Source organism: Janthinobacterium violaceinigrum (assembly GCF_009208555.1).
Taxonomy (GTDB): domain Bacteria; phylum Pseudomonadota; class Gammaproteobacteria; order Burkholderiales; family Burkholderiaceae_D; genus Janthinobacterium; species Janthinobacterium violaceinigrum.
In genome coordinates this window covers 1-22,449 of record NZ_WFLI01000018.1, presented here as the reverse complement: position 1 = coordinate 22,449, position 22,449 = coordinate 1, and the positions used below count along the sequence as shown (strand labels likewise).

Below are 22,449 nucleotides of genomic sequence, written 5' to 3'. Positions count from 1 at the left end.
TAGAATATGCCGCGTGGCGACATATCTGCTTTTTCCCGTACTGGACGCTAACTTCGCATCGACAGACTACGGTGAAATGGGTGGCAGGGGAAGAAGGATTCGAACCTTCGCATGCTGGAATCAAAATCCAGTGCCTTAACCAGCTTGGCGATTCCCCTACGCAACTGACTGCTTGCCGTCATGTTGGCCAGTATTATACCGACTATTTGACGCTAAGCAAAATCTTTTTTTGCTCTTTACAACACCGTGAGCATCGGGTGGCGATTCAGCGCTTTTGCCTTCCAGGCGATCCAGACTGGTGGCACATTGCTGAGCACCGCATCCGCTTCTTCCTGACTGCCAAACGCACTAAACACACAAGCACCGGAACCAGTCATCCTGGCCTCACCGTAAGCACCCAGCCATTCTACCGCATCTGCTACCGGCTTGAAAAGACTGCATGCCACTTGCTGTAAATCATTCTTACCAAATCCACCCGCATCGTTTCCTTCTGCGAGGTACCTGGAAAAGTCCGCTATTGTGACGGGTTCGGTATTTCTCGTCAAGCCTTCCGCGCAAAAAATTGCAGCGGTGGGAACTTGCACGCCCGGCTCGATCACCACATACCAGCAATCGGGCGTGGCGACGGGCTGCAGGGCCTCGCCCACGCCTTCGGCAAACGCATTCTCGCCAAAGATGAAAAACGGGATATCGGCGCCCAGCGGCAAGCCCAGCGCCATCAATTCCTCGCGCGTCAAGCCCGCCTGCCACAGGCGGTTCAAGGCCATCAGGGCCGTGGCCGCGTCGGACGAGCCGCCCCCCAGGCCGCCGCCCATGGGCAGCACCTTGTCGATGGCGATATCGACGCCGCGCGGCAAGGCGCCCGTGCGGCGCAGCACTTCCGCCTGCAGCAGCTGCGCGGCGCGGATGATCAGGTCCTGCTCTTCCGGTACGCCGGCCAGCGCCGTCACGCGGCGGATCAGCGTATCGTCGCGCAAGGCGAAGTGCAGGGTGTCGCCATGGTCGAGCAATTGGAATACCGTCTGCAGCAAGTGATAGCCATCGGCGCGGCGGCCGTTAACGTGCAGAAATAAGTTCAGCTTGGCCGGGGCCGGGCAGTTGTTCAAGGTCGTCAATGTCATGGTGCAGATGCGGAAGGGGCGGGTTCGAGCACGATGCGCAGCGACACGGCATCGGCCTGCGCGCTGGCATTGCGTTCGGCATCGATACGCCGCGGTTGGGGCAAGGCGCCCGGTGTATTGTCAGGCGCATCTTGCCACGACACATAGCGCAAGCGCCAGCCGTCCTTCGTTGTCACGCTGTCGTTGGCGGGCGAGGCCACGAAACGCTTGCCATCGGCGCCCGTGGCATAGCCCTGCAGCCAGTCGCGCAAGCCCGACACGGGCAAGGACCAGCCCAGCATCTGCGCGCTCAGGGTGTCGACGTCGGGCGCGCTGCGCGGCGCCTTGCCGCTTTGCGTCAGCACGGCCTGCTGCGGCGTGACGGCAATCGTCGCCAGGGTGCTGCCGACGGGCGTATACAGGGTCACGTCCGTGCGCGCGGCCGTCTGCAGCCAGTTGAAATTGACGGTGGCCGATTCGGGCTTGTCGTCCTTCTGGTACACCACGTTCAGGCGGCCCGTCAGCTCCACCTGTTCGCGGTAGGGCGCCACGGCCACGCTCGAAGGCGCGGTGCCGGACGAGAAAGGCGAAGTCAGGGTCGAGCAGGCCGAGAGGGACAGGCACAGAGCCGTCAGAGCGAGGAGATTTTTTGACATGGGCATACGTAAAAACCAGCGACAGGGCGCTGGTTTTTCAGAGTTGGGTTAATCGATTCAATCACAGACTGACATTGAGGCGCGCCAGCGTGCTTTTCAGCGCATCGTTTTTCGGGTCCTTGCCTTGCGCCTCGCGCCACAGTTTTTGCGCTTCATCCTTGTCGCCCTTCTGCCACAGCACTTCACCCAGGTGGACGGCAATTTCCGGATCGCTGCGCACGGCATACGCGCGGCGCAGCGCGCTTTCCGCCGCGGCCAGGTTCCCCATGCGGAACTGCACCCAGCCCATGCTATCCATGATGAACGGATCGCCCGGCGCCATCTGCAGCGCCTTCTCGATCAGCGCATACGCTTCCTGCAGGCGGATGCCCCGTTCGGCCAGCGAGTAGCCGAGGGCGTTATACGCGTGCTGGTTGTCGGGCGCCAGCGCCATCACGCGGCGCAGGCTCGCTTCCATCAACTCCATCTTGTCCAGGCGCTCGGCCAGCAAGGCGTAGTCGTACAGCAGTTCCGGATTGTCGGGAAAGCGCAGCAAAGCGTTTTCCAGCACCGTGTACGCGCTTTGCACATAGCCGGCGTCGCGCAGGAATTGCGCGTCGACCAGCAGCACCTGCGCCTGGCTTGCCGGATCGTCCGTTTCGATTTCCGTCAGCGCCTTGCGCGCCGCATCGAGATTGCCGCCGCGGGCGATCAGCTGGGCGCGGCGCAAGCGCGCCTCGACATAGCCGCTCGATGCGCTGTTGTCGACCTTGTCCAGCCAGGCGATGGCGCCCGCCGTGTCGCCGCGCGTTTCGGCGATCTGCGACAGGATCATCAGGGCCTTGAACGGGTCGCGCGTGTCGCCGGGGGATTTTTCGAGCACGGCCAGGAAACGCTTGAAGTACTGCTCCGCGCCCTTGGTGTCTTCCAGCTGCAGCGCCACGATGCCGAGCGCATACAGGCCGCCCACGTTGTCGGGCTGCGTTTTCAGCAGCAGCAGGAATTGGTCGCGCGCCGGTTCCAGCTGTTTTTGCTCGACCAGCAGGCGCGCATACGCGCTGCGCACTTCGACGGCGTCCGGGTTCTTTTGCAGGAACGTGGCCAGCACCTTGCCAGCTGCCTCGGGTTCGCCCGTCACCTGCGCCAGGGTCAGCACGGCCAGCTCGGAGTTCGGCTTGATCGCCAGCGCCTTGTTCGCCTCGCCGATGGCGCGCTCGCGCTCGCCGATCGACAGGGCGCCCTGCGCCAGCACCAGGTGCGCTTCGAACATGTCCAGGTAGGGCTGCACCAGGCGCGTCACCATCGAATAGGCATACAGCTTGTCGTTCGAGCGCGACAGGATTTGCTGCATCTGGAACAGGGCCACGCCGCGCGCGCCCGGCGGCGCATTGGCCAGGCGCTCGGCAAAGATCGGTTCCGCTTCCTCGATTTTGTCCGTCAGGACGACGAAGCCGAGGAAGAACTGCGTTGCCTCGTCCGATTCGGGCGCCAGGTCGCGCCACAGGCGGATGGCCGCCAGCGCTTCGCCGCCCTGCTTGGCGGCCAGCGCCATTTCGGAAGCGCGGCGCGCCAGGCGCGGGTCGCGCGTCTGCTGCGCCGCCACCATCATCGTCACGTACGGCCCTTGCCACTGGCCGTTCTTGAATTCCATTTCCGCCTTGGTCAGCTTGTACAGCAGGTCGCTGCTCAATTCGACCTTCGGCAAACCCTCCGCCTTGGCGTCCGTCTTGGCGTCCGCCTTGGACTCGGCGCCCTCTTCCTGCGCCGTGGCGGGCACGGCCGCAGAGGGGCCGACCGCAGCATCGGCAGGGGCGACGGGCGTCTGCGCCATGGCATGCGTGGCCATCAGGGCGGACAAGGTTACAATGGCGAAAGCGTTTTTCAAAGGCTGATCCTGGCTAAACGGCAAAGTTTGATTCTACGCCCAACGCGGCTATCGCGTACTTCACGTATGTAACGAAATATATACGTCGTGGCGGCGTGGCGTGTCCGGACCAGCCATCGGCCGGCAAGCCGCCTGTTTTTTACCCGGTTTTCAACCATTCGAGCCCTATGCCAGAATTGCCAGAAGTCGAAGTCACACGGCGCGGTGTCGCGCCCCATATCGAAGGGCGCGCCGTGCGCGCCGTCGTGCTGCGGCGCGACGGCCTGCGCTGGCCCTTCCCCCCTGCCCTGGGCGAACAGCTGTCGGGGCAAACCATCGGCCTGACGGGGCGGCGCGGCAAATACCTGCTGATCCACTTCCGCCACGGCACCCTGATCATCCACCTGGGCATGTCCGGCCATTTGCGCGTGCTGCCAACGGGGACGGAGGCGCAAAAGCACGACCATTTCGACCTCGTCGTGGAAGACGCGGACGGCAGCAGCCAGGTACTGCGCATGACGGACCCGCGCCGCTTCGGCGCCGTGCTGTGGCACGACGAGGCCGACGGTCCGCTGGACGGCCACGCGCTGCTGCGCGGCCTGGGCACGGAACCGCTGGAAGGCGGCTTCACGGGCCAGCTGCTGTTCGAAAAAACGCGCAACAAGAACACGAATATCAAGCAGGTGCTGATGGCGGGCGACATCGTTGTCGGCGTGGGCAATATCTATTGTTCCGAAAGCCTGTTCCGCGCGGGGATCAATCCGAAAACGCCGGCCCGGCGCATCGGCCTGGCCCGCTATGAGAAACTGGCGCAGGCGATCCGCGACGTGCTGGCCGAAGCCATCGTGCAGGGCGGCAGCACCCTGCGCGACTTCATCGGCGTGAACGGCCAGTCCGGCTACTTCCAGCAGACGTATTTCACGTACAACCGCGCGGGCAAGCCCTGCCGCGTGTGCGGCGCGCCGATCCGGCAAATCGTGCAGGGGCAGCGTTCCACGTTTTACTGCGTGCATTGCCAGAAGTAGCGGTCAACAGTCAGTCAGAACAAAGGGGGCCAGATGGTCAGGGACTTGGAACAATACAGCGCGTGGCGCCAGGATGTGCTGGCGGCCCTGCAGGCATACCGGCAAGCCGTCAGCGCGGCGGGCCTGGTCGACGGCGCTTCCGCGCTGCGCCTGGCGCGCTGCGGGTCCCGCCTGGCCGACGACCGTCTCTCGATCGCCTTCGTGGCGGAATTCTCGCGCGGCAAATCCGAACTGATCAACGCCATCTTCTTTGCCGACTACGGCCAGCGCATCCTGCCCTCGGGCGCGGGCCGCACCACCATGTGTCCCACCGAGCTGCTGTACGACGGGGCCTGGCAGCCGTCGATCCGCCTGCTGCCCATCGAGACGCGCGCGCAGAACCTGTCGACCAGCGACTACCGCGACCTGCCCGCTGCCTGGACCGTCCTGCCCCTGAACATCGATGCGGGCGGCGACATGCAGGAAGCGCTGCGCCAGGTCAGCCTGACGAAAAAAGTCAGCCAGGAAGAAGCAGCGCGCTACGGCCTGTACGACGCCGAGGACGCCGATACCCCCGCCATGCTCGACGAGGACGGCCGGGTGGAAATCTCCATGTGGCGCCACGCCATCATCAACTTCCCCCATCCGCTGCTGAAACAGGGGCTCGTCATTCTAGATACGCCGGGCCTGAACGCCATCGGCACGGAACCGGAACTGACCCTGAACCTGATCCCGAACGCGCATGCGGTGCTGTTCATCCTGGCCGCCGACACGGGCGTCACGCGCAGCGACATCGAGGTATGGCGCAACCATATCGGCGCCGGCGCGGGGCGCCTGGTGGTGCTCAACAAGATCGACAGCATGTGGGACGAACTGCGCGGCGATGCGGAAGTGGCGCAGGCGATCGAACGCCAGCAGGCCAGCGTGGCGCATCTCTTGACCCTGGACGCGGGCCAGGTATTTCCCGTCTCCGCGCAAAAGGCCTTGGTGGGCAAGATCAACCACGACGCGGCGCTGCTGGACAGGAGCCGCCTGCCGGCGCTGGAGACGGCCCTGTTCGAGGAGCTGATCCCCGCGCGCAAGGACATCATCCGTCACCAGCTGGCATTCGACCTGGACGCCATTGAAGCGGCGCAGCAGGTGCAGGCGGCGGCGCGCGCGCGCGGCATCGCCGAGCAGCTGCACGAGCTGCACAGCCTGCGCGGCAAGAACCAGAGCGTGATCGCGCACATGATGCGCCGCGTCGATATCGAGAAGAAGGAATTCGACAGCAGCCTGTTCAAGCTGCAAGCCACGCGCGCCGTATTTACGCGCCTGTCGACGGAACTGTATACGAGCCTGGGCATGGACATCGTGCGCAACGATATCGATGGCGTGCGCGCCGCCATGCAGCGCAGCCGCTTTTTCACGGGCCTGCGCGAAGCCGTGCGCCAGTATTTCGAACGCATCACCCGGAACCTGGACCGCTCGGAAGGCAAGACGGCCGAGATCACGGAAATGATGAACGTGATGTACCGCAAATTCGCCACCGAACATGGCCTGGCGCTGGCCTTGCCGATGCCGTTTTCGCTGGCCCGCTACCGCCAGGAGATCGCCGATATCGAAGCCGTGTATCACAAGCAGTTCGGCACGGCCACCCTGCTCACCACCAGCCGCGTCGTGCTGATGGAAAAATTCTTCGACACCATCGCCTCGCGCGTGCGCCGCAGCTTCATCAATGCCAACGACGACGCCAGCGCCTGGCTGAAAGTCATCATGGCGCCGCTCGAAGCGCAAATCGTCGAATACAAGGAACAGCTGAAGCTGCGCTTTGCCTCGATCCAGCGCATCCACGACGCCACGGGCAGCCTGGAGCAGAAAATCGCCGGCTTCGAAGCCAGCCTGGCGGCGCTCGAACGCGACAAGGCGCAGCTGGCGCAATTGCTGGCCGCCTTGCGCGCGGCCAGCGCGACCTGACATACGCAACACCACGCCACACGATACTGGAACCCCGCATGAAACGTCTGCTGCATCCGCTCTCGCCCGCCCCGGGCGCGGCACTTCTTGAAGACTATATCGACCCGACTTTTTCCGCCACCGTCATCGCCTGGCAAAAGCAGCATGGCCGCCACGCGCTGCCATGGCAAAACACGCGCGACGCCTACCTGATCTGGCTGTCCGAAATCATGCTGCAGCAAACGCAGGTGACGGCCGTACTCGGCTACTACGCGCGCTTCCTCGAACGCTTCCCCACCCTGCGCGACCTGGCCAGCGCGCCCGTGGAAGACGTGATGGCGCAGTGGAGCGGCCTTGGCTACTACACGCGGGCGCGCAACCTGCACAAGTGCGCGCAGCGCGTGGTGGCCGAATACGACGGCGTCTTCCCCAGCGACCCGGCCTTGCTGGCCGACCTGCCCGGCATCGGCCGTTCGACGGCCGCCGCCATCTCCGCGTTTTCCAGCGGCACGCGCGCAGCCATCATGGACGGCAACGTCAAGCGCGTGTTCGCGCGCACCTTCGGCATCGATGCCTATCCCGGCGAAAAACGGGTCGAGGAAGCCATGTGGCGCCGCGCCGAAGCGCTGCTGCCGGAGACCGGCATTGAAGCCTACACGCAGGGCCTGATGGACTTCGGCGCCACCCTGTGCACGCGCAGCAGCCCCGATTGCGGCCGCTGCCCGCTGCAGCCGCGCTGCGTGGCCTACGCCACCGGGCGCACCAAGGATCTGCCGGTGCGCAAGCCGAAGAAAACCAGCCCCGAAAAGCACGCCGTCATGCTGGCCATCATCGACGACGGCCAGGTGCTGCTGGAGCAGCGCCCCGGTTCCGGCATCTGGGGCGGCCTGCTGTCGCTGCCCGAACTCGACGGCCACGTGCTGGCCAACGAAGACTGTCCGCGCGAGATCGACCAGCATGCGCTGGCGCGCGCCGTGGCGCCGTTCGGCGAGATCGAAACGCAGGAACGGCTGCTGCCCATCGTGCACGTCTTCACGCACTACAAGCTGCACATCGTCCCCTGCCGCATCACCCTGGCGCGGCGCCTGGCGCTGGCCGGGGAAGCCACGCACGTCTGGTATGACGGCGCAAAAATTGCGGACGCGCCGCTGCCCGCGCCCATCAAGAAACTGCTGCTGGACCTGTTCGGCGATGCGCGCGCGGCGCAGCGCAGCATGTTCTAGTGCGGCGTCTTGTAGTGCTCGCGCTGGCGGCGCTGTGCCTGCACGGCGCCCACGCAGCGGACGACCTGCCCGAGGTGAAAATTGGCGTGCTGGCCTACAAGGGCGGCGACGCCGTGCAGCAGGACTGGTCGTATGTGACGCGCCACCTGCAGGCAAGCATTCCCGGCATCCGTTTCATCCTGGCCGACTACGACCAGGCGGGCCTGACACGCGCCGTGCAGTCGCAAGCGATCGCCTTCGCCATCACCAGCAGCGGCCATTACGTGGCGCTCGAGCACAGCGATGGCGCCAGCCGCATCGCCACGCTCGAATCGCCATGGACGGAGTCGCCGCGCCAGGCCATCGGCTCGGCCATCGTCGTACGCAGCGCGGCGCCGCTGCACGACCTGGCCGACCTGGCGGGCAAGAACGTGATGGCCGTGGCGCCCGATGCGTTTGGCGGCTACCAGATCGCCGCGCGCGAACTGCGCGAAGCGGGCATCGATCCCGCGCACGATTTTGCCAGCCTGCGCTACAGCGGTTTCCCGTCGCAGCAGATCGTCGACGCCGTGCGTTCGGGACATATGGATGCGGGCATCGTGCGCACCTGCCTGCTCGAGCAGATGGTGGCGCGCGGCGAAGTGCGCGCCGATGAACTGCGCGTGATCACCACGCGGCCGATTCCCGGCTTCCGCTGCGCCAGCTCGTCGCGTCTGTATCCGGACTGGCCCTTCGTGGCCCTGCGCCAGACGCCCCCCGCGCTGGCGAAAAAAGTGGCGCTGGCCCTGCTGGCCATGCCGCGCACCGGCGAAGGCTACAGCTGGACGGTGCCCAGCGATTACCAGATCGTCGATGAATTGTTCCGCGAATTGCGCATCGGCCCCTACGCCTATCTGGACAAGCTGACGTTCGAGACGGCGCTGCGCCGCTACTGGGGCTGGATGCTGCTGGTGCTGGCCCTGCTGGTGGCCTGGGCCGTGCACACGGTGCGCGTGGAATACCTGGTCAGCCGCCGCACGGAGCAATTGCGCGCGGCCCAGCACCAGCAGCGCGCGCTGGAAGAGCAGGCGCGCCAGCGCCAGGCCACGCTCGACCACACGGCGCGCCTGGCCATCCTGGGCGAGATGGCCAGCGCCATTGCGCACGAATTGAACCAGCCGCTGGCGGCCATCGGCAATTTCGCGCGCGGCATGGCGCGCCGCATCGCGGCAGGCCGGCTGGACGCGGCGCCCCTGCTCGACGGCGCACAGGAAATCGCCACGCAAAGCGAACGCGCGGGCGCCATCATCCGCCACATCCGCGCGATGGCGCAAAAGCGTCCCGCGCACAGCACGCCCTTCGCCCTGGCCGACGCCGTCGAGCAAGCCGTGGCCCTGTTCCGCGCGGCCCATCCGCAAGCCCAGATCAGCTGGCGCCACGGCGCCGCCAGCCCTGACGCGCGCGTGCTGGCCGACCCGCAGCAAGTGCAGCAGGTGCTGCTCAATCTGCTCAAGAATGCGTTCGATGCGCAGAAAGAAAACGGCAATCCGGACCACGCCATCGGCGTGCTGCTGCACCGTGAGAACGGCGCCTGCACGGTGGCCGTGCGCGATGCGGGATGCGGCCTGGAAGCGGCGCAGATGGCGCGCCTGTTCGAGCCGTTTTTCACCACCAAGGCCGAAGGCCTGGGACTGGGCATGTCGCTCAGCAAAAGCATCATCGAATCGTTCGGCGGCAGCCTGTCGGCGCACGCCAATGCCGACGCGCCGGGCTTGACGGTCTGGTTCCGCCTGCCCGAAGATAGCGCCATGGAAGCAGACCAGGAAAGACACGAGGAAACACCATGAACGAAAGCGATGCGATCATCTTTGTCGTCGACGACGACGCCGCCATGCGCCGCTCGCTGGCCTATCTGTTCGATTCGGCCGGCTGGCAGGTGCAAGCCTTCGAGTCGGCGCGCGAATTCCTGCAGCGCTACGCTGGCCATGCGCCGGGCTGCCTGCTGCTCGACGTGCGCATGCCCTTGATGAGCGGACTGGAACTGCAACAGGAGCTGTCGCGCCATGCGATTACGCTTCCCGTGATTTTCCTCAGCGGCCACGGCGACCTGGCCATGGCCGTGCAGACGATGAAGGCAGGCGCCTGCGATTTTTTGGAAAAGCCGTGCAAGGACCAGGTGCTGCTCGATGCCGTCACCCGGGCCGTGGCCCGCAGCGTGGAAGAAAGCCGCCACGCCGCCAGCGCGAATACGGCGCAATCGGCGCTGGCCAGGCTCACCGCGCGCGAGCGCGAAGTAGCGCTGCTGATGGCCGAAGGCAAGGCCTCGAAAGTCATCGCCCGCGAGCTGGGCATCAGCGACAAGACGGTGCAGGTGCACCGCCATAACACGATGGAAAAACTGGGCCTGCATTCAGCAGCCGAGGTGGCCCGGCTGCTGATGGCAGGTGGACAGATTTAAGCCCGCACGATGCGCGCCGGCAGACCCTGCCGCACCGACGTACCCGACACGGGATCGACAAACACGTTCTTGTCGCCGCGGCTGGGGTCCGTCAATCCCAGGTCGTTCAGGTTGATGCCGGCGCCGATGGCCGGCTCGTCGGGCTGGCGCGACTGGCCGATGCGGTGCGCGCGCGCGCCGTGCTCCTTGTGGCCGAAGCCGTGTTCGACGGCGATCACGCCCCGCTGCACGCCATGGCGCAGCATCACCGTGGCCCTGGCCCTGCCGCCCGGCGTTTCCAGATAAATCGCGTCGCCGTTTTCCAGCTTCAGGCGGGCCGCATCGTCCGGATGCACGGCGACCGGATTGTCCGGGTGGATGCCGCGCAAGCGCCGCGCGCCGATGCTGTAGGAGTTCTGCAGCGCCGATTTAAAGCTGATCAACTCGAACGGCCATTCGCTGGCCGGATACGCCTTGCGCACGGGCGTGCCGTCGGCAAACGCCGCCACCCGCCAGGCGGGCGTGCCGGGAAAGCGCTTGCCGCTCAAGCTGTTCTTGCTCACGCCCAGGCCCTCGTTGTACAGCATCATGGGCTTCAGGTAACGGTGCGTGGACCAGTCCTGCGGATACGGCGTTTCGTCGACAGCCGGCGCCGGAGCCGGCGCCGCCGGCGCCTTGGGGTTCGCTGGCGGCGGCAGGCGCAGGCCGAACATCTCGCCATAGCTCTGGTAGCGCCCTCCCCGCGCCAGCATGAAAGCCACCTTGCGCCACTCCTCTGGCTTCAGGGTGCGTTCCAGTTCCGGACGGATGCGCGCCACGCCAGAGAGCGCAATGTCGTCGTCGCTCGCTTCCGGCACGGAGGTTTTTCCCTGCCAGGCGATGTTGGCGCCGCCCCGCAGATACCAGTCTTCCGCCCGCTGCAGGGGGAAGCGCTGGCCATCCATGTCCTGCAAGGCTGCGGGGCCGAAGCCGGGCAAGTCCATCGTTTTCGCCAGCGCGATGAAGAACGATTCCATGCAGATGGTCTGGCCGTCCGGCGTCTTTTGCACGCGCGGCTCGACCACGGGCCAGCGCGCCGTGCTCATTTTGACGGGCATGCCGCCCCAGGCACCGGCCCAGCCCCAGCTTTCATACAGCAAGGTATCGGGCAGCAGGTAGTCGGCAAACGCGGAGCTTTCGTTGATGAAGGGATCGATGGCGACGATCAGGGGAATCTTCTTCGGATCGGCCAGTTCCTTGCCGATCTGCGCGCGCAAGCCCGTGATGCCGTACACGGGATTGCAGCTCCACAGGATCAGCGCCTTCAAAGTGTACGGGTAGCCGTTCATGGCGCTGGTGAGCCATTCCGTGGCCAGCGCGGGCGCGTTCGGATACCACGGCGCCTTCGCCGGATACGCCTTGCCCGCTTCTTTCTTCAGCTTGAATTCCGAGGTTTTTTCATATGGCATATTGCGCCCGATCGGCATGCCGGCCGCCTTGATCTCGCCGTCGAAACTCTCCAGGTTGTAGCGGGGACCCGGGCCCGCATCCTTGAAGCTGCCGCCGTTGACGAGGGTGCCGCCCTTGCGGTTCAGATTGCCGATCAGGGTGTTGAGCATGACCAGCGCATACGCGTTATAGAAACCGGCGCCCGACATCATGCCGCCGTGCGCATTGACGGCGGCACGCTTGCCATGGCTGGTCAGTTCCTGCGCCAGCCCTTCGATGATGTCGCGTGAAATGCCGCAGGCCGCCGCGTAGTCATCCATGCTGTGGCGCTGCGCCTCCTCGTTGAGCATCGTCATGGCCGTCTTCAGGTGCAGCGGCCCACCTGCCACGTCCAGCGGGCCGTCGAAGAACAGCCGTGCCTCGCCCTTGGCGGCGCTGTGCGGCACGATGGCTTGCGTGGCGACGTCGATCACGCAGAACGGGTCGCCATCCTTGTAGCGTTCTTCTTCCCCCAGTTCCACCGCGCCGATGTCGGAGCCGCGCAGGTAGCGGCCGTCGCGCGGGTGGCCCTTCTCGTTGATGATCAGGTGCGTGGCATTGCACCAGGCGGCCTCGCCCGCCGCTTCCGCCACCTTCAGGTTGGGCTGCGCGAGGAAGTGGCGGTCATAGCGTTCGTGCTCGATGATCCAGCGTATCATCGCCATGGCCAGCGCGCCATCCGTGCCGGGCTTGATGGGCACCCAGCGACTGCGGTCGCCCGCCGCCAGGCTGTCCGCATTCGTCAGCACGGGGTCGACGACGACGTAGCTGAAATCGCGCTTGCCCGAGCGGGCTTTCGCGATCAGGGTACCTTGCCGCTTGAACGGATTGCCCGCATTGCCCGGCGCCGTGCCTACGAAAATGCAGAACTCCGTGTTTTCCAGGTCCACTTTTGCGTGCGGCATTTTCTTCATGTCGCCGAACATGGCGCCCGAACCGCTGCGGTAGGCGCCGCCGCAATACGAACCGTGGTTGACCAGGTTCAGGCTGCCGTACGACTGCTTGAAAAAGCGCGTGCCGAACGCCAGGCGGCCATCGTCGGTGCTGCACATCAGGCCCACCTGGTTCACTTGCGGGCCCAGTTCCGGCTGCGCCGGATCGATGGGTTTTTCCAGCTCGCGCAAGGCGCGCAAACCCTGCACATGGCCTTCGCCAAACAGGTCGCCCCCTTCCGTCACTTCCTTCACCAGCTGGTCGAAGGCGATCGGTTCCCACTGGCCGCCACCGCGCGGTCCCACGCGCTTCATGGGCGCCAGCACGCGGAACGGCGACTCCATCTGTTCCAGCACGCCGTTGCCGCGGCCGCAAGCCGTCGAGCGGCCCTTCAACCCCTTTTCCTGGAAGCGCGACAGCGAGACAAAGCTGTCGCGGATCGAGGTTTGATAAGGCAGCGCCGGATCGGCCGACATGGGGCTGTACGGATTGCCCGCCACGCGCAGCACCTTGCCGCTTTTTTTATCGAGGCGCACGCGCACGCCGCAAAACGTGGTGCAGCCCATGCACATGGTGTAGCTCACTTGCTGGTCCGGATTGACCGTCAGTTTGCCCGTGGCCGTATCGACGGAAAACTCGGGCGGCAGGGAATTGCCGTGCAGTTTCTGCACGGGCTTGTCCTTGCCCAACGCGTGGTCGACCATGCGGCCGGCCGTGGTGGAAAAGCTGGCGGCAAATGCGGCCAGGCCGCCGCCGATGGCGCCGTAGCGCAGCAGCTTGCGGCGCTTTTCGTGCTCGTCTTCAGGGGCGCCGTTGTCTGCGTTGTGGTGTACTTGATCGTTCATCGTTAACTCCTCAGTGCGTGGCCATGGCGGGACGGCTGCGCGTAGCGACGACGCGTCCCGCCCATGGCAAAAATTCCAGCATCAGCAACAGCAGCGCGATCCACAGGCCGGCCGTGCCGATGATCCCCATCAAGCCATCGTTCCCCATCGGCAGGTGGTAGTCGTACAGGCCCGCGCCCGTCTTCGGGATCGTCTGGCCGCCGATGAAAATCGTCCAGCGCATCATCCAGGCGCTGTGCAGCGCAATCAGGCCGTTGACGAGGCCACTCGTGGCCGGACGCCAGATGGCCAGCACCATCGGCACGATGGACGACAGCATGGCCCAGGCAGCCGTGAACTGCCATTGCGGCATGCCGGCCACCTGGGTAAACGCCATGCTGTGGCTGGGGCTCACGCCGGAGAGACTGACGAACAGCCAGCCGCCGCCCAAGGCCAGCACCAGCGCCAGCGACAGGGCCAGCGCGCGGTTCAGGGACACTTCCAGCGCCTGGTCGCGGCCCGGCAGGCAGCGGTTGAACAGCAACGCCAGGCCAACGGCCCCCACGAAGGCCGTGGCGGCAAATTGCGCCGGCAGGAACGGCGTGTACCACAGGGGACGAGCACGCACCACCATCACTTCCATGCCCGTGTACAGGCCCACCACGAAGGCGGCCAGCAGGGTGAAGGCGGCGGCGACGCGGATGGCCCGCAGGGAAGCGGCGCCGCCGCGGCCCAGCAGGCGGTAGGCGAAGGCCAAGCGGTCCTTGCCCTGTCCCCGCGTGGCGAAATCCACGCGCAGCGCCAGCCACGCGTACAGCATCAGGCAGCCCAGGTACAGGGGAATGAAGAACGAACCCCACGACATCCACGATTGCGGCTGGAAGTAAATGTAGAAGTGATAGAAGCGCCCCGGCCCGTGCAGGTCGGCCAGCAGCGCCACGGGCGCCGTCATGCCGCACACGAGGGCGGCCAGCAGCGCGATGCGCCCCAGGCGCTCATACGCCTTGCGGCCGAAAACAAAGTACGGCAAGGTCAGCATGAAGCTGCCGTAACTGAGGCCGATGAGGAAAAAATACTGCACCGCCCACGGCAGCCATGCCGCTTCGCGCGTAACGTTGAGAATTTCGGTGATGTGGCTGTCCATGGTTTATTTCCCGTGTTTGCTCGGTTGCCAAAGTGTCGCTTCGCCCTCGACGTGGCCGGCGAAGCGCGTATCGAGTCCCAGGTAGAACACGTGGGGCTGCGTGCCCTGCTCGGGTTTCAGCACCTTCACCTTGTTCTCGGTCAGCAGCTGGTGCACCAGGCTTTCCGGATCATTGAGGTCGCCGAAGATGCGCGCGCCGCCCACGCAGGTTTCCACGCAGGCCGGCAGCAGGCCCTCGTCCACGCGGTGCGCGCAGAACGTGCATTTGTCGGCCTTGCCCGTTTCGTGGTTGATGAAGCGCGCGTCGTACGGGCAGGCTTGCACGCAGTAGGCGCAGCCCACGCAGCGATCGCCGTCGACGACGACGACGCCATCCTTGCGCTGGAAGGTGGCGCCCACGGGACAGACGGGAATGCAGGGAGGATTGGCGCAGTGGTTGCACAGGCGCGGCAGCATGTAGGTGCCGCAGCGATTCTCTTCCTTCACTTCATAGGTGGAGACGACGGTGCGGAAGCTGTTTTCCGGCACGGCGTTTTCCATGATGCAGGAGACCGTGCAAGCCTGGCAGCCGATGCATTTCTGCACATCGACCACCATCGCCCAGCGCTGCCCGCCTTCGCCCTTGGTGGCCGCCATGGCGGCCTTGCCGGGCAGCGGCGCGATGGCCGCCCCGATGGTAACGGCTGGCAAGGCGCGCAAGAAACTGCGGCGCGATTCAATCATGGCACTCTCCTTGACGATGGGCGGCAAGCCCTTGTTGACTTGCTGCCATGATAGAAAAGAAGATGCGGCGGGGGTATTGGGGTGATCGGGTGGGAAGCTAGATGATCATGCCAATTGACAGGACCGGTAATGCGGAGTAGGCCGGATTAGCGCGTAATCCGACACCACCGGCCGCGCCAACGGTATTGTCGGATGACGGCCTGCGGCCTAATCCGACCTACAATTCATCCAGAGAATACAGCCGGCGGTGTTCGCGGATCGCGTAGCGGTCCGTCATGCCGGCGATGTAGTCGGCGATCTTGCGCGCCTGCTTGGTGACATCGTCACCGCTGACCTGATAATCGGGCGGCAGCAGGGCCGGTTCGGCCATGAAGCTGTCATACAGTTCGCGCACGATGCGGCTGGCCTTCACGCGCATGCGGTTGACCTGGTAGTGGCGGTACAGGTTTGCGCGCAAAAAGCGCTTGAGCTCTGTCGCATCCTTGCGCATGGCGTCCGAAAAACGGATCAGCGGAGGGCTGGCGCGCACTTCGCTGACGTCGCGCGGCGCGGCGTCGGCAATCAGGGCAGTGGACGTGACGATCAGGTCGTCGGCCAGCGCCGTGATCAGGCGGCGCAGGGTTTCGTAGATGGCGCGCCGGCCCGACAGGCCGGGAAACGCCTGCTGCACGTCGCGCCACAGGCGGCCGAAGAACTCCACCTCTTCCAGCTGGGCGATGGTGATCAGGCCGGAGCGCAGGCCGTCATCGATATCGTGGCTGTTGTAGGCGATTTCGTCGGCCAAGTTGGTCAGCTGCGCTTCCAGGGTCGGTTGCGTGCGGTCGATGAAGCGCTGGGCCACGGGACCCAGTTCGCGCGCGTGCGCCAGCGAGCAGTGTTTCAGGATGCCTTCGCGCGTCTCGAACATCAGGTTCAAACCGTCGAAGGCGCCGTAATGCTCTTCCAGGGTATCGACCACGCGCAGGCTTTGCAGGTTGTGCTCGAAGCCGCCGTGCTCGCGCATGCATTCATTGAGCACGTCCTGGCCCACGTGGCCGAACGGCGTGTGGCCCAGGTCATGCGCCAATGCGATGGCTTCGACCAGGTCTTCATTGAGGCGCAGGTTGCGCGCGATGGAGCGGCCCACCTGCGCCACTTCCAGGCTGTGCGTCAGGCGCGTGCGGAACAGGTCTCCCTCGTGATTGAGGAACACCTGGGTCTTGTATTCGAGGCGGCGGAAGGCCGAGGAATGGATGATGCGGTCGCGGTCGCGCTGGAACTGGCTGCGCGAGGCGTGCGGCGCCTCGGCAAAGCGACGTCCCTGCCCCTGTGCCGAGTGGGCCGCATACGAGGCGAGGAAGTCTTCTGGCAGCATGTTATTGCACTCCGGCGGCCAGGGTAGCCAGCACCAGTTCGTGCGGCGCGGACGTGATGTTCGGGCTGCCCAGGGGTTGCAACAGGATGAACTTGATGGCGCCGCCCTCGTTCTTCTTGTCCACTTCCATCAGCTCCAGCCAGCGCTCGACGCCGAGGTCCGGCGCCTTGACCGGCAGGCCGGCGGCGGCGACCAGCGCGCGCACGCGCTCCACGGCCGCCTGGTCGATATAGCCCATGCGGCAGGACAGGTCGGCCGCCATCACCATGCCGCAGCCGACGGCTTCGCCGTGCAGCCAGTGGCCGTAGCCCAGGCCCGCCTCGATGGCGTGGCCGAAGGTGTGGCCGAAATTCAGGATGGCGCGCAAGCCGCCTTCGCGTTCGTCCTGGCGCACCACGTCGGCCTTGATCTCGCACGAGCGGGCGATGGCGTAAGCCAGGGCGCCCTTGTCGCGCGCCATCAGCTTGGCCATGTTTGCCTCGATCCAGTCGAAGAATGCCGCGTCGATGATGGCGCCATGCTTGATCACTTCGGCCAGGCCGGCCGACAGCTCGCGCGCCGGCAGGGTTTCCAGGGTCGAGGTGTCGGCGATCACGGCGCGCGGCTGGTAGAAGGCGCCGATCATGTTCTTGCCCAGCGGGTGGTTGATGCCCGTCTTGCCGCCGACGGAGGAATCGACCTGCGCCAGCAGGGTGGTGGGCACCTGCACGAAGCCGATGCCGCGCATGTAGCTGGCCGCCGCATAGCCGGTCAGGTCGCCGATCACGCCGCCGCCCAGCGCGACCAGGGTGGTCTTGCGGTCGCATTTGTTGGCCAGCAGCGCGTCGAAGATCTGCATCAGGCTGGCCCAGTTTTTATATTCTTCGCCGTCCGGCAGGACGATGCTGATCACTTCGCGGCCATCGCTGGCCAGCGCCGCCTGCAGGCGGCCCAGGTACAGGGGGGCGACGGTGGTATTGGTCACGATGGCCACCTTGTGGCCGCTGATATGGCGCAGCAGCGCATCGGCGTCGGCCAGCAGGCCAGGGCCGATGGCGATCGGATAACTACGCTCGTCGAGGTCTACGCTCAACAACATTTTGGATTGCTCGTTCATGGAAGGCTCTGCATGAATGACGCAGTTGGGCGAGGCCTCGCATTCGAGGCTGGCCAGCTGCATCAGGATGGTCTGAACCATCGATTGTACGTTAGGACGGCCCGTGTCGATCACAATGTCGGCCACTTCCATGTAATGGGGCTCGCGCTGCGACGTCAGTTCTTCCAGCTTCTTGCGCGGGTCGGCCGTCTGCAGCAGGGGGCGGTTCTTGTCGTGGCTGGTGCGCGCGAGGATGTTGCTGACGCTGGCGCGCAGGTAGACCACCGTGCCCCGCTCCTTCAGGTAGGCGCGGCTGTCGGCATTGAGGATGGCGCCGCCGCCCGTGGCCATGACGATGCCTTCCTGGGCGCTCAGGTCGCGGATAACTTCGGCCTCGCGCCGACGAAAGCTGGCCTCGCCCTCGATTTCAAAGATCCACGGGATGGTCGCTCCCGTGCGTGCCTCGATTTCGTGGTCGGAATCGACAAAGCGCAAGCCCAGCTTGCGGGCCAGGATGCGCCCGATCGTGGTTTTGCCTGCGCCCATGAGGCCTACTAAAAACAGATTTTGCATGTGCTGCGACAATTAATTTGGATTTCGACAATCAGTGGCTTGCCCATAAGGACTAAATACGCCTGGAGGGGAAACATCCACGCGGTTAAAGTCCGTAGCCAGCCCCGGAAGCAAAGTGTAACCGACATAAGTTGCCTCCGTCCCGGAACTATTGCCACGAATCGTCAATTCGACGTCCAGCCAGTTGGCCCTGTCGCGCGGATAAGTCAGGGTGACGCTCGCCGTTCCCGAGCTGTCGGTCTTGCCGCCGGTCGACAAATTGAGCGGAATGCCCGGGTCGAGACGGCCATTCAGGTTGTAGTCGTTATTCGGATTGAAGGTGCCGCTGCGGTCCTTGTCTTCATTGTCACAGGCATTCGCTGTCCTAACGACTATCCACGACTGGGCAGCCAGGGAATACTGCAGATAGCCCTTGTAGTAATAGCGGGGCCAGGCGGCGGCAGTGATGATCACATCCGGCACGGGATTGCCGGCGGCATCCGTCACGAACACGCTATACGTCTTGCGGTAAGTGCTGCTGTCGGAGGCATCGAGCGCGTTGCCGCTGCCGGCGCTGATGAACAGCGATTTTTTCGTCACCGTCAGCTTGACCGTGGCGGCATTGCTCGATACGTCCTGCAGCTGCGCCTTGACGACGACGCCATCGACACCGGTGGTGCCCTGCCCCGCGATGTAGCTGACCGTGGCCGCGCCATCGCTGTCGGTGCTGACCAGCGAAGGCGAGCTCAGCGAACCATTGCTGGCATCGGCCTGGATCGAGAAGCTCACTTGGGCGTTCTTGACCAGATTGTTTTCCGCCGTGCCATCGCGCACGATGGCGCGCAAGGCACTGCGCTGCGCCGTGCTGCCGGCCGTATTGGCGCCGATGACCGCCGGATCGGCTTGCAGGCTGATCGTGGCCTGGGCCGTCAACGGCGCGACAAACTCCACTTCCGACTGCACCGAAACGCCGCTGCCTTCGTACCGCGCCGTAAGGGCCGTCTGGCCCGCGCCGCTGGCCTGTACGTAGGCGATGGCATTGCCGCCCGCCAGCGCCAGCGGCGCCTGCAACGGCGTGCCGCACGCAGCGTCCTGGTAGATGGTACCGCGCGACGTACTGAAACGCACACTGCCCGTTTGTGGCACGCCAGCCACATCGCTATGCACCGTCACCGCATAGCAGGTATTCGTGTTCAGGGTAGACAACGCAACATTGCTGCCCGACACGGCATTGATCGTGAAGTTCGATGCATTGATTGTAATAGGCAACACTACGCTGTCGCCTTGCGCCTTGACGCTGATGCTGTCGCTGCTGCCCGCCTGGGCGTTATAGTTCAACACCAGCTGGCCGTTGTTGTCGGTCAATGCAGGACTGGCGCCGCCCCCTTTGACCGTAATGGCATTGCTGCGCGCGCTGAACGTCACCGGCTTGCCAACGAGGGGGTTGCCGCTCGAATCGACCAGCTTGACCACCATGTCGGTGCTCGTCTTCAGGTTCACCGTCGAAAAGGCGTTGATGACCAGCCGCGTGCCGCTGACGCCGATGTCCGTGCTGGCCGTCTGCGCCCCCGCGCTGGCCGTGACCTTGATCGTGCGCAAGCTGGCGTCGCCGCCCGTATTCAGGCTGACCAAAGCCTGCCCCTGCGCATTGGTGCTGACCTTCGTCGCGCCCAGCGCGCCCGAATCGGCACTGAATGTCACGCTGGCATCGGGCACCACGGCATTGTTGGCATCTTTGACAAAGGCGATCACGTTGACGGAGGTACCGCCCGACGACGCCAGGGTTCCGCCGGACGACGTCAGCAACAAGGTGGCGATGCCGGACGTGACAGGCACCACTTTCACCACCACGGGGGCCGATTCCACGCCGCCGCTGCTGGCCTTGATGGTAATGTCGCGCAAGCTCGCATCGCCTTTCACGCTGAGTTTTTCCGTCACCGTGCCGTTGGCATCCGTCACGCGGTTGGTATTGCTGACGGTGCCGGAACTGGCAGTGAAGGTCACCGTTTGCCCTGTCATGGCATTATTGCCGGGATTTTTCACCACGGCCGTCAGCACGACTTCCGTGCCATCCGCGCCCGAAGCAACAATAGTTGTTGCACCAGTAACCAATACCACGCTGCCGACACCGGCATTCGCGCCATCCTTGACGCCCAGGGTCGGGTCGCCGCCACCGCCACCACAGGCGGCCAGTACCGTGCTCATCACCAGCAAAGCCAGCCAATTCAATGCCCTACTCCAAGAAGTATTGCCCAAAGAAAAATTCCGCATAGTCGCCATCAGTCCGCTTTCGTCTGCATTGTTACTTAAACGTAAAGATGTGACATTAACGTGTTGCTGGCCGATCTGCCACTATTTTCGGCGTAATAAACACCATCAGTTCCGTTTTTTCTTGACTGCGGCCCGTGCTGCGGAAAAAAACGCCGAGTACGGGGATGTCGCCCAGCAGCGGCACCTTGCTGTCCGTGCCCCGTTCGGACTGCTGATAAATGCCGCCCAGCACGACCGTGCCACCGTCTTCCACCATCACTTGCGTGCGCACGTGCTTGGTGTCGATGGCGAAGCCGGAACGGGTTTCCTGGCCCACGCTATCCTTGTTGACATCCACGTCCAGCACCACGTTGCCGTCCGGCGTGATCTGCGGCGTCACTTCCAGACGCAGGTTTGCCTTGCGGAACGTGATCGACGTGGCACCGCTGCTGGTGGCCACCTGGTACGGCAGCTCGATGCCCTGCTCGATCAGCGCCAGCACCTTGTCGGCCGTCACCACGCGGGGACTCGATATGATCTTGCCCCGGCCATCGGCTTCCAGCGCGGACAGCTCCAGGTTCAGGAAACGGTTGGCGGCCGCCGAAAACAGGCTCAGGGCAAAACTGGCCGGCTGCAAGCCATTGATGCTGGCGGCCGGCAAGTTGACGAATTGCGTGTTCGGCACGAAGGCACCGGCGCCGGCCACCGTTTGTCCCGTCGCCTCGCCCACGCCCTGATACGTGCCGCCGATGGCCGCGCGGCGCCCGCTGCCGCCCAGGGAAAAGCCGGGCACCTGGCCCGCCGCCAGCCGCTGGTCCGTAAAACCCAGGCGCGCGCCCAGGTTGCGGCTGAAACTGTCGTTCGCTTCGACGATGCGCGCCTCGATCATGACTTGTCGTGTTGCAATATCTGTCTTGGCGATCAGCTGGCGGATCTGTTCCAGGCGCACCGGCACGTCCGTCACAAACAGCTGGTTCGTGCGCGGCTCGATCAGCACGCTGCCGCGGCGCGACAGCAGCCGGCTGCGCCCTTCCCCCGCATCGAGGCCGAACACGGTGCGGAACGCTTCCGCCTTCTGGTAATTGAGCTGGAAGATGGCCGACTGCAAGGGTTCGAGTTCCGCGATCTGCGCGCGCGTTTCGAGCTCCAGTTTTTCGCGTGCGAGGATTTCCTCGCGCGGTGCAATCCACAGCACGTTGCCATGGCGCCGCATGTCCAGGCCTTTCGCCTGCAGCAGCACGTCGAGCGCCTGGTCCCACGGCAAGTCGCGCAGGCGCAGAGTCAGGTTGCCCGCCACGCTGTCGCTGGCGATGATGTTTTGCCCCGACGCGTCGGCCAGGATGTGCAGGGCCGCGCGCACGCCCACGTTCTGGAAATCGACGGAGATTTTCTCGCCCGCATACAATCGCGGCGCCGTCACCTGCACCACCGCTTCGTCCCCGGCCATGGCGGCGCCATGCAGCCAACTCAGGCACATCGAGCACAGCCAGACAAACGGCTTCATGGCGCGTCCTCCCGCACACCGGCTTTGACCTCGCCCGTCTTTTGCAGCGACAGGCTGCCACGCCGTTCGCGCCACCCGCCTCCCGCGTCCTGCAGCAACTCCCGGTACTGCAGCGCCTGCTCGCTGACCTGCGTGACGAGACCGTGGTCCGGCCCCAGATATTGGCCTACCGCCACCCGGTACACACGCTGGCCCGCCAGCAGCAGCGCGCTCAGGCGTCCCGCCTGTTGCACGCTGCCCACCATGCTGATGGCTGGCAAGGGCACGCTTTCCAGCGGCTCGCGTACCCGGCGCGGGTCGGGGCCCGCCACGCTGCTCCGCTGGCCGGGCGCGCTCGCCGGCGGCAATGCGCCAAAAGGGTCGGCCAAGGCGGCGGCCGCTCCCTTGCGTATAGTCAACAAGACATCTTCCTTGACGCCCGAGACGGGAACGAACACGGCCGCGCGTCCATCCGCATCTGGCCGCCT

At 65.0% G+C, this 22,449-nt stretch carries 15 protein-coding genes, 1 tRNA gene and 1 pseudogene; 5 read left to right on the top strand and 12 right to left on the bottom strand.

All coding sequences use genetic code 11. The annotated features are described in order from the left end of the window. Positions 1-81: 81 nt before the first annotated feature. The 4 genes from GCN75_RS16140 to GCN75_RS16125 all read right to left on the bottom strand — a co-directional run bounded on the left by GCN75_RS16140 (position 82) and on the right by GCN75_RS16125 (position 3,620). Positions 82-158, bottom strand: a tRNA-Gln gene (locus GCN75_RS16140). A 78-nt stretch (positions 159-236) separates the two neighbouring features. Then, positions 237-1,121 (bottom strand): 4-(cytidine 5'-diphospho)-2-C-methyl-D-erythritol kinase, encoded by an 885-nt coding sequence (gene ispE, locus GCN75_RS16135; RefSeq protein ID WP_152283384.1) that lies wholly within the window; start codon positions 1,119-1,121, stop codon positions 237-239. After that, positions 1,118-1,756 carry an outer membrane lipoprotein LolB gene (locus GCN75_RS16130; protein ID WP_152283383.1) on the bottom strand — a complete coding sequence of 213 codons (639 nt, stop codon included), beginning with the start codon at positions 1,754-1,756 and terminating at the stop codon, positions 1,118-1,120. The genes ispE and GCN75_RS16130 overlap by 4 nt, the downstream gene beginning before the upstream one ends. Before the next feature lie 61 nt (positions 1,757-1,817). Next, positions 1,818-3,620 carry a tetratricopeptide repeat protein gene (locus tag GCN75_RS16125; RefSeq protein ID WP_152283382.1) on the bottom strand — a complete coding sequence of 601 codons (1,803 nt, stop codon included), beginning with the start codon at positions 3,618-3,620 and terminating at the stop codon, positions 1,818-1,820. A 167-nt stretch (positions 3,621-3,787) separates the two neighbouring features. Between GCN75_RS16125 and mutM the strand changes: the two genes are divergently transcribed. Genes mutM through GCN75_RS16100 form a run of 5 tightly spaced genes read left to right on the top strand, consistent with a single transcriptional unit; the run spans position 3,788 to position 10,177 of the window. Beyond that, positions 3,788-4,624, top strand: coding sequence for a bifunctional DNA-formamidopyrimidine glycosylase/DNA-(apurinic or apyrimidinic site) lyase (gene mutM, locus GCN75_RS16120; RefSeq protein WP_152256829.1), 837 nt, complete (start codon positions 3,788-3,790; stop codon positions 4,622-4,624). Positions 4,625-4,657: 33 nt separating this feature from the next. Then, positions 4,658-6,559: a dynamin family protein gene (locus GCN75_RS16115; protein ID WP_152283381.1), complete on the top strand. Its 1,902-nt coding sequence runs from the start codon at positions 4,658-4,660 to the stop codon at positions 6,557-6,559. A gap of 38 nt (positions 6,560-6,597) precedes the next feature. Next, positions 6,598-7,761, top strand: a complete 1,164-nt coding sequence (gene mutY / locus GCN75_RS16110; protein WP_152283380.1) for an A/G-specific adenine glycosylase — start codon at positions 6,598-6,600, stop codon at positions 7,759-7,761. Further along, on the top strand, positions 7,761-9,566 hold the full coding sequence (locus GCN75_RS16105) for a sensor histidine kinase (protein ID WP_152283379.1): 1,806 nt from the start codon (positions 7,761-7,763) through the stop codon (positions 9,564-9,566). Before mutY ends, GCN75_RS16105 begins: the two co-directional genes overlap by 1 nt. Then, positions 9,563-10,177, top strand: coding sequence for a response regulator transcription factor (locus tag GCN75_RS16100; protein WP_152256833.1), 615 nt, complete (start codon positions 9,563-9,565; stop codon positions 10,175-10,177). Before GCN75_RS16105 ends, GCN75_RS16100 begins: the two co-directional genes overlap by 4 nt. Here GCN75_RS16100 and GCN75_RS16095 read toward each other — a convergent pair. From GCN75_RS16095 to GCN75_RS16060, 8 genes and pseudogenes are all read right to left on the bottom strand, one after another. Further along, positions 10,174-13,401, bottom strand: a complete 3,228-nt coding sequence (locus GCN75_RS16095) for a molybdopterin dinucleotide binding domain-containing protein (RefSeq protein WP_152283378.1) — start codon at positions 13,399-13,401, stop codon at positions 10,174-10,176. The genes GCN75_RS16100 and GCN75_RS16095 overlap by 4 nt on opposite strands. A 10-nt stretch (positions 13,402-13,411) precedes the next feature. Continuing rightward, complete coding sequence (gene nrfD / locus GCN75_RS16090; RefSeq protein ID WP_152283377.1) at positions 13,412-14,524, bottom strand: NrfD/PsrC family molybdoenzyme membrane anchor subunit; 1,113 nt, start codon at positions 14,522-14,524, stop codon at positions 13,412-13,414. A 3-nt stretch (positions 14,525-14,527) separates the two neighbouring features. Beyond that, entirely contained in the window at positions 14,528-15,247 is a 720-nt protein-coding gene (dsrO, locus tag GCN75_RS16085; protein ID WP_152283376.1) for a sulfate reduction electron transfer complex DsrMKJOP subunit DsrO, read from the bottom strand. Positions 15,248-15,464: 217 nt separating this feature from the next. Next, positions 15,465-16,601, bottom strand: coding sequence for a deoxyguanosinetriphosphate triphosphohydrolase (locus GCN75_RS16080; protein ID WP_152283375.1), 1,137 nt, complete (start codon positions 16,599-16,601; stop codon positions 15,465-15,467). 1 nt (position 16,602) lies between these two features. Further along, positions 16,603-18,222, bottom strand: coding sequence for a bifunctional shikimate kinase/3-dehydroquinate synthase AroKB (gene aroKB / locus GCN75_RS16075; RefSeq protein WP_152256837.1), 1,620 nt, complete (start codon positions 18,220-18,222; stop codon positions 16,603-16,605). 39 nt (positions 18,223-18,261) lie between these two features. Continuing rightward, positions 18,262-20,457 carry an Ig-like domain-containing protein gene (locus tag GCN75_RS16070; RefSeq protein ID WP_226941422.1) on the bottom strand — a complete coding sequence of 732 codons (2,196 nt, stop codon included), beginning with the start codon at positions 20,455-20,457 and terminating at the stop codon, positions 18,262-18,264. 97 nt (positions 20,458-20,554) lie between these two features. Next, positions 20,555-21,880: pseudogene (locus tag GCN75_RS16065) on the bottom strand (type IV pilus secretin PilQ); the annotation flags it as partial. 98 nt (positions 21,881-21,978) lie between these two features. After that, positions 21,979-22,449, bottom strand: a 471-nt coding sequence (locus GCN75_RS16060; RefSeq protein ID WP_226941421.1) for a pilus assembly protein PilP, incomplete at its 5' end; no start/stop codon positions are given.